This is a genomic window from Streptomyces adelaidensis, from assembly GCF_016598475.1.
Taxonomy (GTDB): domain Bacteria; phylum Actinomycetota; class Actinomycetes; order Streptomycetales; family Streptomycetaceae; genus Streptomyces; species Streptomyces adelaidensis.
On the sequence record NZ_JAEMUX010000142.1, the window covers coordinates 1 to 11921 of the forward strand.

Annotated in this window: 9 protein-coding genes; 6 read left to right on the top strand and 3 right to left on the bottom strand. The window is 69.8% G+C overall.

Features of this window, described 5'->3' with window-relative positions:
• Positions 1–655: 655 nt before the first annotated feature.
• The 3 genes from I8N67_RS39425 to I8N67_RS39435 form a co-directional block, all read right to left on the bottom strand.
• Positions 656–2185: a helix-turn-helix domain-containing protein gene (locus tag I8N67_RS39425; RefSeq protein WP_200309114.1), complete on the bottom strand. Its 1530-nt coding sequence runs from the start codon at positions 2183–2185 to the stop codon at positions 656–658.
• Between the two features lie 135 nt (positions 2186–2320).
• Entirely contained in the window at positions 2321–2518 is a 198-nt protein-coding gene (locus I8N67_RS39430) for a DUF4236 domain-containing protein (protein WP_200309115.1), read from the bottom strand.
• A 103-nt stretch (positions 2519–2621) separates the two neighbouring features.
• Positions 2622–2954, bottom strand: coding sequence for a hypothetical protein (locus tag I8N67_RS39435; RefSeq protein WP_200309116.1), 333 nt, complete (start codon positions 2952–2954; stop codon positions 2622–2624).
• Between the two features lie 360 nt (positions 2955–3314).
• Between I8N67_RS39435 and I8N67_RS39440 the strand changes: the two genes are divergently transcribed.
• From I8N67_RS39440 to I8N67_RS39465, 6 genes are all read left to right on the top strand, one after another.
• A complete protein-coding gene (locus I8N67_RS39440; protein WP_200309117.1) occupies positions 3315–4367 on the top strand; it encodes a hypothetical protein in 1053 nt (350 codons plus the stop codon).
• Between the two features lie 80 nt (positions 4368–4447).
• Positions 4448–4837 carry a hypothetical protein gene (locus I8N67_RS39445; RefSeq protein ID WP_200309118.1) on the top strand — a complete coding sequence of 130 codons (390 nt, stop codon included), beginning with the start codon at positions 4448–4450 and terminating at the stop codon, positions 4835–4837.
• A gap of 279 nt (positions 4838–5116) precedes the next feature.
• The gene (gene acnA / locus I8N67_RS39450; RefSeq protein ID WP_200309119.1) at positions 5117–7834 is read left to right on the top strand and encodes an aconitate hydratase AcnA; all 2718 of its coding nucleotides are present in this window, start codon (positions 5117–5119) and stop codon (positions 7832–7834) included.
• A gap of 171 nt (positions 7835–8005) precedes the next feature.
• Positions 8006–8734, top strand: a complete 729-nt coding sequence (locus tag I8N67_RS39455) for a response regulator transcription factor (RefSeq protein ID WP_200309120.1) — start codon at positions 8006–8008, stop codon at positions 8732–8734.
• Positions 8731–10458, top strand: coding sequence for a sensor histidine kinase (locus I8N67_RS39460; protein ID WP_234047005.1), 1728 nt, complete (start codon positions 8731–8733; stop codon positions 10456–10458). The genes I8N67_RS39455 and I8N67_RS39460 overlap by 4 nt, the downstream gene beginning before the upstream one ends.
• Before the next feature lie 870 nt (positions 10459–11328).
• Positions 11329–11784 (top strand): SRPBCC family protein, encoded by a 456-nt coding sequence (locus tag I8N67_RS39465; RefSeq protein ID WP_200309121.1) that lies wholly within the window; start codon positions 11329–11331, stop codon positions 11782–11784.
• Positions 11785–11921 lie beyond the last annotated feature (137 nt).

The following is an 11921-nucleotide window of genomic DNA, read 5'->3' on the forward strand; positions in this document are numbered from 1 at the left end:
AGTGAGCCCACGATTGCTTCCGGGGCGCAGAAATTAATTGATCTTTGTCATGTGGCAACGGTGGTACTGTCGATGATTTTGTAATCCGGACGTTCCAGGCTCACTGTGTGAGTAGGACGCGTTTGCGAAGGGGATCGAGAGTGGCCCTGCCGAACACCAGGCGTTTCAGCGTCTTAAAAGCCGGTTGACGTTGCCCTCGATGGCGCCGGAACTGTTCGGGAGACAGCCCGTTGCGGACTGCGTCAAAGTTGCGGCTGAGGTTGCGGGTAAAGCCCGCGAGCCGATCTCTGCCCGGGCAGAGGAGGAGAACGTGGTCGTGAAGCGCTTATCAGATCCGGCTCGCGGGACAACCGCGCCCGCTGCGGCTTGCCGGGTCTTCGACGTGGGTGCCGATGGTCGGCCAGACGCGGTCGGCGTGACACGACCCACATCGGACGTTGCGAGGCCACTTCGGGGGCAACCCTCCGTAAAGGCTGACGGATACTCAGGTATCGCTGACGTATCGTCAACCATTCAAGATCATCTTGCACGTGCGTTGCACAAGATGCTGAAAAACAACAGTGATCAGTGAAGGGTCGTGAAGGTGTATTAGCAGGTCAGCTGGCATGTTGAGGCGTCGTGCCCCTTGCCCTCTAGGGGCACGACACCGCGCCGATCAGATGTCCCGGAAGATCTCGATCTGGGCCCCCACCGTGTTCAGTCGTTCCGCCAGATCCTCGTAACCGCGGTTGATGACGTACACGTTGCGCAGTACGGACGTGCCGTCCGCGGCCATCATCGCGAGGAGGACGACGACGGCGGGGCGGAGGGCGGGCGGGCACATCATCTCGGCGGCGCGCCAGCGGGTGGGCCCCTCGACGAGGACGCGGTGGGGGTCGAGGAGCTGGAGGCGGCCGCCGAGACGGTTGAGGTCGGTCAGGTAGATCGCGCGGTTGTCGTAGACCCAGTCGTGGATGAGGGTCTGGCCCTGCGCGGCGGCGGCGATGGCCGCGAAGAACGGGACGTTGTCGATGTTCAGGCCGGGGAACGGCATGGGGTGGATCTTGTCGATCGGCGCCTGGAGCTTGGAGGGCCGGACGGTGAGGTCCACCAGGCGCGTACGGCCGTTGTCGGCGAAGTACTCCGGAGTGCGGTCGTGGTCGAGGCCCATCTCCTCAAGGACCGCCAGCTCGATCTCCAGGAACTCGATCGGCACCCGGCGCACGGTGAGTTCGGACTCGGTGACGACCGCGGCGGCGAGCAGGCTCATCGCCTCGACCGGGTCCTCCGAGGGGGAGTAGTCGACGTCCACGTCGAGGTGCGGCACGCCGTGCACGGTGAGCGTGGTGGTGCCGATGCCCTCCACGCGTACGCCGAGCGCCTCCAGGAAGAAGCACAGGTCCTGGACCATGTAGTTGGAGGAGGCGTTGCGGATGACGGTCACGCCGCTGTGGCGGGCGGCGGCGAGCAGCGCGTTCTCGGTCACCGTGTCGCCGCGCTCGGTCAGGACGATCGGGCGGCCGGGGGTGACGGACCGGTCGACCTCGGCGTGGTACAGCCCCTCGGTGGCCGTGATGTCGAGGCCGAACCGGCGCAGCGCGATCATGTGCGGCTCGATCGTGCGCGTGCCGAGGTCGCAACCGCCCGCGTACGGCAGCTTGAAGTGGTCCATGCGGTGCAGCAGCGGGCCGAGGAACATGATGATCGAGCGGGTGCGGCGGGCCGCCTCCGCGTCGATGGCCGCCAGGTCCAGTTCGGCCGGCGGCACGATCTCCAGGTCGACACCGCCGTTGATCCACCGGGTGCGTACGCCGATGGAGCCGAGTACCTCCAGAAGGCGGTACACCTCCTCGATCCGGGCCACCCTGCGCAGCACCGTGCGCCCCTTGTTCAACAAGGAGGCGCACAGCAGCGCGACACACGCGTTCTTGCTGGTCTTCACGTCGATCGAGCCGGACAGCCGACGCCCGCCGACCACCCGCAGATGCATCGGGCCCGCGTACCCCAGCGAGACGATCTCACTGTCCAGGGCTTCACCGATTCGAGCGATCATCTCAAGGCTGATGTTTTGATTGCCGCGCTCGATGCGATTGACCGCGCTCTGACTCGTGCCGAGCGCCTCCGCCAACTGCGACTGTGTCCAGCCCCGGTGCTGCCTGGCGTCACGGATGAGCTTGCCGATGCGTACGAGGTAGTCGTCTGCCATGGGGTCGAGGTTATCTCAGATATGAGATTGCGCCTCATGGAGGGTCCTGGTGGCCCCGGTGCGGGGACCCGCTCGAGTGACCGGCTGTCGGTCTGAGTGACGGGTCGTCAGCGAGACCCGGTGGCACGGGACTTGTCAGTGGCGCCCGGCGTTGCGCGTGCGGCGCCAGCCGAAGGGGCCGGGCAGATCCATCGATGTCGTGCGGCGTCCCGTGCTGCTGCGTGTGTGCCGCGGGCCGTTGTGGCCGCCGGTGGTGATGGACCATGAGCGCTTGTTGATGTTCAGGCGAACGCCGGGCAGGATGCGGAAGCTCTTGCGGAACGTGAGCGGCATGGATGTCTCCTTCCGATGCGCGGCGGGTACCCCCCTCGCCTGTTCGCATGCGGGGTGGAGGCCCGCTCGCTCTTCGAGCCTCCGCCTCCCCGGTTCCGCACCCCTATTCCTGCTCGGATTCCCGCGCGGGCTCCCGCTCGGACTCCCGGTCGGGCTGCCGATCGGGTTCCTGCTCGGGCGGCGGGTCCATCAGGGCCGTGGCGACATGGGCCTGGGCGCGTTCCACGTACGCGCGGCTGGCTTCCTGGAAGGTGTCCGTGCGCACCCGCTCGCGTATGTAGTGGTCCATGCCCTCGCGGATCACGGCGTTGGCCGTGGTCTCCTCGACGCTGGCCACCGCGTGGATGCGCTGCAGCAGTTGGGCCGGGAACCTGATGGAAACGACGACTTGGCGCTCCTTGGCTTCGGTGTGGCTGCTCTTCCGTTCATTCGACACGTGTATCCCTTCGTCGGGGCGTTGGGCGCGCCGGATCTCAGGAGCCGAGAGGGTGGCGACGTCTCCCCGGTATGTACTGAGTTGCAATACGGCCATGAGGCACAGTTCGCTCAACTCGGCCAGGCTACATGGCACTTCATGGCATCCAGAAGTGCTGTAGCTCAGAAGTTCCTTACAGCTGCACGTGCAGATGCATGACGCACTTCCAATTGGCCCTAGATACTTCAAACTTCACGAAGTGTTGACGTATGCGTCATGTGTGCGACACGACACCCACACGGGGTACGCTGCGGCGGGAGGGCGCACAAGCGCGGGGGACCTCGGTAACCACCCTTGATCACAGAGGGAGTTGGACCTCGGATGATTCGGCCCGGCACCAGCGGCCACCAGCAGCCCCCCGGCTCCGTGCACGTGGCGACCGTCGTCGCCGAAGCGCTCCTCACCGAACTGCGGAGCGGCCTCTACGGGGTCCGGCGTCCCGTGAACGTCGATCACTCCCACACGCACCTGCCGGGGTACGACGCTCCGGAAGCCGTGCGCGCTCTGCAGGTTCCGTACGAGTTCGACCCGGGGGCGCATCAGCCCGCAGGCGTACCGGCGCGGGAACTCTCCTGGGAGGAGCGGGTCACCGACGTACGCGAGGGACTCTTCCGTGTCGCCGAGACGGTCCTGGGCGAACTGGGCGAGGAGATGGGGACTTCGCTCTTTCTGATCGGGGCCGAGGGCAGCCGCGCGGAACGGCGGGAGCTCTTCCGCGACCGTATCCGTGCGGGGCGGCCCACCGTCTCCCTGGCGGAGACCGGCTCCCTGGAGACGCTCCTGGTCGGGGGTGACGCCCGCGCGGCCTCCCTCTCGATACTGGTGTGGCTGCCGAACTGGCCGCTGGCCGCCGCGACGGTGACCCTGGAGTCCGCCCTCACCGCCGACTGCACGTCCGCGTACCGTCTGTCGGTCGCGGGGGAGTGGGAGCTGCTGACCGAGGACACGCCCGCCGCCACTCCCGGGCCGGGGTACCTCGTCGTGCCCTGGTCCCTTGTCTCCCGTGTCGACCGGTTGACGGCGGCGTACCCCCGCATCGAATTCCACGACGAGACGACCTCCGTGATCATCCAGGCCGTCCTCAACCACAGCGTCCCGGCCGCCATCCATCCGTCGGGCGACGTCCTGGACAGTGCCGTCCTGCTGATCGCCGCCGCCCACGGGCTGGCGGTCCGGCTGTACGACGCCAAGGGTGCGCCGATGGTCCCGTGGGAGGCGAGCAAGCTGCTCTTCCGGGCCGTCAAGGAAGGGGAGCCGACGCTCCCCGGTGTCGTCATCGCCCGCGACGAGTTCACCGCACAGCGGGTCTCCGCACTCCTCGGCGACCCCGTCCGGGACGGCGACGACAACGCCGGGTCGGGGCGCAGGCGGTAGCGGAGACACGGAGAACGGGACAGAGCGGGACAGAGCGGAACGCAGGGGAACGGAGCGGAATGGAACGGAAGGGCGATTCGGTGAACGAACCATCTCAGGACCCGCATCTGGCCGCCGTCGGTGCGGACATGGCGGGACCGGCGCGGCAGGAACCCGACTGGAGTCTGTTTCCTCCGGCGCAGGTCCGCAGCCGGTGGCGGGCGCGCATCGCCGCCGTACGCCGCCCGGTCGGCTCCCTCGCACTGCCCGCCGTGGCCGCCACGGCGGGCACCTACTTCGCCGACCTCCTGCCGCGCGAGGACACCGGCATGGCGCTCGGTCTGACCGCCCTGGTCGTCGTCTACGACACGGTGATCGCCGTCTGCCGCGCCTGGGAGAAGGTCCGGGGTGGCCCCGAGCGGCTCGCGGCGGTCGACGAGCGGGCGAACGATCCCGCGCGGCACGGTCCGGGCCCGCGTCGCGCGGTCTGACCCCGGATCGGGGTGGCCCCGGCCGGCGAGCCCGAGTGAACATGGGCCCCAGTCCGGGCCCGGCCATTCGCCGACATTGGCGCACGCCACGTCGGCCCGGGCATGACCTGTCCGCGCCCATGTACTAGAGTTATCTCGACATCGAGATATCTGCCGAAGGCGCACTGCGGCCGCCGCCCCGGTAAGGGGTGCCTAACTTAGCCTTACCTTAGCGGATCGGCCAAGGGGGCGTGGCGGCAGGATGCGGTGGTACGCGCACATGGAATGAAGGAGACTGTCGTGTCGGCGAACAGCTTCGACGCCCGCAGCACGCTGCAGGTGGGCGACGAGTCGTACGAGATCTTCCGGCTGGACAAGGTGGAGGGCTCGGCTCGCCTGCCCTACAGCCTCAAGGTCCTGCTGGAGAACCTGCTCCGCACGGAGGACGGCGCGAACATCACCGCCGACCACATCCGTGCTCTCGGCGGCTGGGACTCGCAGGCCCAGCCCAGCCAGGAGATCCAGTTCACGCCGGCGCGCGTGATCATGCAGGACTTCACGGGTGTGCCCTGTGTCGTGGACCTCGCCACCATGCGTGAGGCCGTGAAGGAGCTCGGCGGCGACCCGGCGAAGATCAACCCGCTGGCCCCGGCCGAGCTGGTCATCGACCACTCCGTCATCGCCGACAAGTTCGGCACGCACGACGCCTTCGCGCAGAACGTCGAGCTGGAGTACGGCCGCAACAAGGAGCGCTACCAGTTCCTGCGCTGGGGCCAGACCGCGTTCGACGAGTTCAAGGTCGTCCCCCCGGGCACCGGCATCGTCCACCAGGTGAACATCGAGCACCTCGCCCGTACCGTCATGGTGCGTAACGGCCAGGCGTACCCCGACACCCTCGTCGGCACCGACTCGCACACCACCATGGTCAACGGCCTCGGTGTGCTCGGCTGGGGCGTCGGCGGCATCGAGGCCGAGGCAGCGATGCTCGGCCAGCCGGTCTCCATGCTCATCCCGCGCGTCGTCGGCTTCAAGCTGACCGGTGAGCTCCCCGCCGGCACCACCGCCACCGACCTCGTGCTGACCATCACCGAGATGCTCCGCAAGCACGGCGTCGTCGGCAAGTTCGTCGAGTTCTACGGTGAGGGCGTCGCCGCCACCTCCCTCGCGAACCGCGCCACCATCGGCAACATGTCGCCGGAGTTCGGCTCCACCGCGGCGACCTTCCCGATCGACGGCGAGACGCTCAAGTACCTGAAGCTGACCGGCCGCAGCGAGCAGCAGGTCGCGCTCGTCGAGGCGTACGCCAAGGAGCAGGGCCTCTGGCTCGACCCGGCCGCCGAGCCCGACTTCTCCGAGAAGCTGGAGCTCGACCTCTCCACGGTCGTCCCCTCCATCGCCGGCCCGAAGCGCCCGCAGGACCGCATCGTCCTCGCGAACGCCGCCGAGCAGTTCAAGACGGACGTCCGCAACTACGTCGACTCCGTGGACGAGGCCGGCCAGGAGTCCTTCCCGGCCTCCGACGCCCCGGCCGTCACCCCGAACGGCGCCCCGTCCAACCCGGTCACCGTGACCGCCCCCGACGGCTCGACGTACGAGATCGACCACGGTGCGGTGACGGTCGCCGCCATCACCTCCTGCACCAACACCTCCAACCCGTACGTCATGGTCGCCGCCGCGCTGGTCGCGAAGAAGGCCGTGGAGAAGGGCCTGACCCGCAAGCCCTGGGTCAAGACCACCCTCGCGCCCGGCTCCAAGGTCGTCACCGACTACTTCGACAAGGCGGGGCTCACCCCCTACCTCGACAAGGTCGGCTTCAATCTCGTCGGCTACGGCTGCACCACCTGCATCGGCAACTCCGGCCCGCTGCCGGAGGAGGTCTCCAAGGCCGTCAACGACCATGACCTGGCCGTGACTTCGGTGCTCTCCGGCAACCGTAACTTCGAGGGCCGGATCAACCCCGACGTCAAGATGAACTACCTGGCCTCCCCGCCGCTGGTCGTCGCGTACGCCCTCGCGGGTTCCATGAAGGTGGACATCACCAAGGACGCCCTCGGCACCGACCAGGACGGCAAGCCGGTCTACCTCGAAGACATCTGGCCGACCGAGGCCGAGGTCAACGACGTCGTGGCGAACGCCATCGGCGAGGACATGTTCAACAAGTCCTACCAGGACGTCTTCGCGGGCGACGCCCAGTGGCAGGCGCTGCCGATCCCCAGCGGCAACACCTTCGAGTGGGACCCGCAGTCGACGTACGTCCGCAAGCCCCCGTACTTCGAGGGCATGACGATGGAGACCACCCCGGTCTCGGACATCGCCGGCGCCCGCGTCCTCGCCAAGCTGGGCGACTCGGTCACCACCGACCACATCTCCCCGGCCGGCGCGATCAAGGCCGACACCCCCGGAGGCAAGTACCTCACGGAGCACGGTGTCGAGCGTCGTGACTTCAACAGCTACGGCTCGCGCCGCGGCAACCACGAGGTCATGATCCGCGGCACCTTCGCCAACATCCGCCTGCGCAACCAGATCGCGCCGGGCACCGAGGGCGGCTACACCCGCGACTTCACCGTCGAGGGCGCGCCGGTCGCGTTCATCTACGACGCCTCGCGCAACTACATCGAGCAGGGCATCCCGCTGGTCATCCTGGCCGGCAAGGAGTACGGCTCCGGCTCGTCCCGCGACTGGGCCGCCAAGGGCACCGCGCTCCTCGGCGTCAAGGCCGTCATCGCCGAGTCGTACGAGCGCATCCACCGCTCGAACCTCATCGGCATGGGTGTCCTCCCGCTCCAGTACCCGGAGGGCGCCTCGGCTCAGTCCCTCGGCCTCACCGGCGAGGAGACCTTCTCCTTCACCGGCGTCGAGGAGCTCAACAACGGCACCACCCCGCGCACGGTGAAGGTCACCACCGACTCCGGCGTCGAGTTCGACGCGGTCGTCCGCATCGACACCCCCGGCGAGGCGGACTACTACCGCAACGGCGGCATCATGCAGTACGTGCTGCGCAGCCTGATCCGCAAGTAGGGGATCCGGTACGGCGGTCGGGCCGCACCTCTCGTCGACTGATCAGTTGATCGACTCATCGACGAGGGGTGCGGCCCTTCGCGTACCCGTGCACCCGCACATCCCCCGTCCCACGGCTTCGGCCCAGTCGGAACACAGGGTTCTCTCAGGAAACCGCTGCAGGATCAGGACATGGCAGGCACCTCCGCGACCCGAAACGGCCGAGTCCGTGTCCTCATCGTCGACGACGAACCCGGGCTCACCGAGCTGCTGTCCGTGGCCGTCTCGGAAGCGGGCTGGCGCCCCTACCCGGCGGCCGACGGATACAGCGCGCTGCGGGTCGCCCGCGGCTGCGCCCCGCACGCCGTCGTGCTCGACGGGATGCTGCCCGACCTCGACGGCCTCCAGGTACTGCGGCGGCTGCGCTACGAGAACCCGAAGCTGCCCGTCCTGATGCTCACCGCCCGGGACACCCTGGAGCACCGTATCGACGGACTCTCGGCGGGCGCGGACGACTACGTGACCAAGCCCTTCTCCCTGGAGGAGGTCGTGCTGCGGCTGCGCGGCCTGCTGCGCAGGTCCGGCATCGAGGAGAGCAGGTCCTCGGACGACGGCGCCCTGGTCCTCGGCGACCTCGTCTTCCGCGAGGAGACCCGTGAGGTGCACCGCGACGGTACGTCGGTCCAGCTGACCGCCAAGGAGTTCGAACTGCTCGCCCTGCTGCTCGGCCACCCGCGCCAGGTGCTGAGCAAGGCCCAGATCCTGGACCACGTGTGGAGCAGTTCCTTCGACGGTGGGGGCAATCTGGTGGAGGTCTACATCTCCAGCCTCCGCCGCAAGATCGACAAGGGCAGGGCGCCGATGATCCATACGGTGCGCGGACTCGGATACGCGATCCGGGCGGGGGAGGACGGACGATGACGACGCGTTCGACGGCGCGAGCGGGGGAGCCAGGGGGCGCGGCGGCTTCGGCGACTTCGGGGGACTCGGGGGCTCCCGGGGACCTGGGGGATTCGGGGGCTCCCGGGGACCTGGGAGATTCGGAGTTCTCGGGGGACCGCTCGCGGAGCCCCTGGCAGGCGGTGCTGAGCGGCGCCCGGCGTCCCCTGCGGACCCTGCGGAGCCGCTCCCTGCGCACCCGGCTGCTCTTCTTCATCTCCGCCACGCTGGTGGCGGTGTGCGTGTCGATGGCGCTGGTCACGGTCTTCGCACAGCGCACCTCGCTGCTCGGCGCCCTCGACGAGCGGGTCACCAACGCCGCCGAGCGCAGCCTGGGCGGGGTGAGCGTCGGACCGCGCAACCACACCGACCTGGCGTTCCTCAGGGAGCAGGGCCAGGCCGTCGGCACGCTCGCCGCGCGGCTCGACGACGAGGGGAACATCACCGCCGCCGAGGTCATCGCCGCGAGCGGCGCTCCGCAGGCCCTCAGCGCCGAGCAGCGGACCGCCCTCGACGGCATCGGGGCCGACGGCTCGACACAGACCAGGACCGTGCCGGGCCTCGGCACCTACCGGATCACCGCCCTGAGCGACGACGGCCTGCACGTCCTGACGGGACTGCCGATGGACGACGTCCAGGACATGATCAGCGGGCTGGTGGTCGTCGAGGCGGTCGTCGCCGGCGCCGGCCTCACCGTCGCGGCCTGCGTCTGCGCGGTCGTCATCCGGCGCCAGCTGCGCCCCCTCGGCCGGGTCGCCGCGACCGCCGTCGAGGTCTCCCGCTCCCCGCTGGACCGGGGGGAGGTCATCGGCCTGACCCGGGTGCCCGACCGCGACACGGACCCCGGCAGCGAGGCCGGCCAGGTCGGCGCCGCCCTCAACCGCATGATCGACCACGTCGAGGCATCCCTCGCCCAGCGGCAGCGCAGCGAGGAACGCATGCGCCGCTTCCTCGCCGACGCCAGCCATGAACTCCGTACGCCACTGGCGTCCATCGCCGGCTACGCGGAACTGATGAACCGGGGCACCGACCGGATCGAGCCGACGCTGGCGTGGCGGCGCGTCTCCGCCGAGTCGGCCCGGATGACGGGCCTGGTCGAGGATCTGCTGCTGCTCGCGCGGCTCGACGAGGGCCGTCCCCTGGAGTCCGCCGAGGTGGACCTCGCGGCCCTGGTCGCCGAGGCGGTGTGGGACGCGCGGGCGGCGGGCGAGGACCACAACTGGCAGCTGGCGCTGCTGCTGGACGCCCCGGCGCTGGTCACCGGCGACGAGGCCCGCCTCCACCAGGTGGTGGTCAACCTGTTGGCCAACGCGCGTGTGCACACAGCTGTTGGCACGACGGTCACCGCCTCGGTCGAGGCCACCGCCCACCGGTGCGTCGTCCGGGTGCGCGACGACGGTCCCGGCATCCCGCCGGCCCTTCTCCCCTCCGTCTTCGAGCGTTTCACCCGCGCCGACAGCTCCCGCGCCCGCACCGACGCCCACGAGGGCGGCTCCGGCCTCGGCCTCGCCATCGTCGCCGCCATCGTCTCCGCCCACGGCGGCCGCCTCGACGTCAACAGCGAGCCAGGCCACACCGAGTTCACCATCGAACTCCCGCCGATCGGCACGACCGAACTCCCCACCATCGACACGATCTCGGCCCCGTCGGCCCCGACGGCCCCCTCCGTACCGCTGGTGCCGCCCGTGCCGTCGGTTCGGGTGTGACCGCGGGGAGCACAATGGCGGGATGGTGGGGGGAAGAGGATCGTGGCCCGCTGTTGAAGCGGCTGCTGGATCGCAGAGGCCTGGATCCGGCCGTCCTGTCCCGGACGGCTTCCGTCCCCGAGTCCGAACTGCTGACCGTTCTCGACGCCGAGCCGCCGAGCCGCCGAGCCGCCGAGCCCGTCGCTCCTTCGCCGGCTCGCCCCGCGCTCGGCCTGCACACGGCGGACCTCTTCGCCATCGCGGGCGACGGCATACCCGACGACCTCGCCCCGCTGGCCCCGACGGCCCAACGCCTCGTTCCCCGCCTCGCCCAGGACGCCGTCGCTCTGCCGCGGGAGAAGAGGGACGAACCGCGCCGCCTCGTGGCGTCCCTGCCGCAGGAGGAGCGTGCCGGGCCCGTCCCCGAACCGCCGCCGCACCAGCGGTACCCTCCCGGTCCCGGCGCCCTCCTCATGCGCATGGCCCGGAACCGAAACCTCGATCGGTCGGCCACGGCCCACCTGTTCCTGGTGCTCACCGGCCGCTACTGGGCAGCCGCCACCTACGGTCAGGTGGGCGGTGGCCGCAAACCGCTGACCCCCGACCTCGTAGCCGACTTCGCCGCCCTGCTCGCCGTGCCCGCCACCGACCTCGCGGCCCTGACCGGCGTCCCCCTCCCCGCCCGGCCCACGCCTGTCGACCCGGCCGTCACCGCCGTCGCCCAACTCATCCGGGACGTCCGCCGTGGTCACCGCGAGCCAACTCCAGCAGGTCGGCGACATCGCGAAGGCCATGCGGAGACAACTGCCGAGCGGGTGAGACCCAGAGGGGCCCCGGCCCTCTGGCGGTGGTGCGGCCGAACGCCGAAGACTGGCACCCATGGAAGCACCGATGCGCCGTGCCCCCCTGCCGTTCGTCGACGAACACACGATCCTCGTCGAGGCGCCCCCGGACGAGGTCTGGCGCGCACTCTCCGAAGCCCTCGACCGGGCCTTCTCCCGCCCCGCCGCAGCGCGTTACGCGAGCGTCGTAGGCTGCGCCGACCGTACGGCGTCCGGGCCGCGCCCTCCTGTCGAGGGCTCGACGTTCCCCGCCTTCCGGGCGGTGACGGCGACGCCTGGCCGCGAACTGGCCCTCCACGGCCGCCACCGCTTCTCGTCGTACGCCTGGATCTTCCGCCTCGACCCGGCCGGCCCCGGGCACACCCGTCTGCGCGCCGAGACCCGCGCCACCTTCCCCGGCCCGGCCGGCGGCCTGTACCGGCTGCTCGTCCTCGGCACCGGCAGCCACGTGAGACTCTCCCGCCGCCTGCTCGCCTCCGTCCGCCACCGCGCTGAGCACCCCTGACCACGCGGGTGCGCCTGCCCGGCCTCGACAGCCACGTACACAGCCGCGCCCGTATCCGGCCGCGCCCGCACCAGGCTTCAGCGGGATCTTGCGAGGAACCCTGGGGCAGCCCCAGGAGGAATCGCATCCTGAGGTGA

What these genes read in the sequence shown, in the direction of transcription:
- I8N67_RS39425 (WP_200309114.1), bottom strand. Translation starts at nt 2,185, where the DNA reads ATGGCAGACGACTACCTCGTACGCATCGGCAAGCTCATCCGTGACGCC.
- I8N67_RS39430 (WP_200309115.1), bottom strand. Translation starts at nt 2,518, where the DNA reads ATGCCGCTCACGTTCCGCAAGAGCTTCCGCATCCTGCCCGGCGTTCGC.
- I8N67_RS39440 (WP_200309117.1), top strand. Translation starts at nt 3,315, where the DNA reads ATGATTCGGCCCGGCACCAGCGGCCACCAGCAGCCCCCCGGCTCCGTG.
- I8N67_RS39455 (WP_200309120.1), top strand. Translation starts at nt 8,006, where the DNA reads ATGGCAGGCACCTCCGCGACCCGAAACGGCCGAGTCCGTGTCCTCATC.
- I8N67_RS39460 (WP_234047005.1), top strand. Translation starts at nt 8,731, where the DNA reads ATGACGACGCGTTCGACGGCGCGAGCGGGGGAGCCAGGGGGCGCGGCG.
- I8N67_RS39465 (WP_200309121.1), top strand. Translation starts at nt 11,329, where the DNA reads ATGCGCCGTGCCCCCCTGCCGTTCGTCGACGAACACACGATCCTCGTC.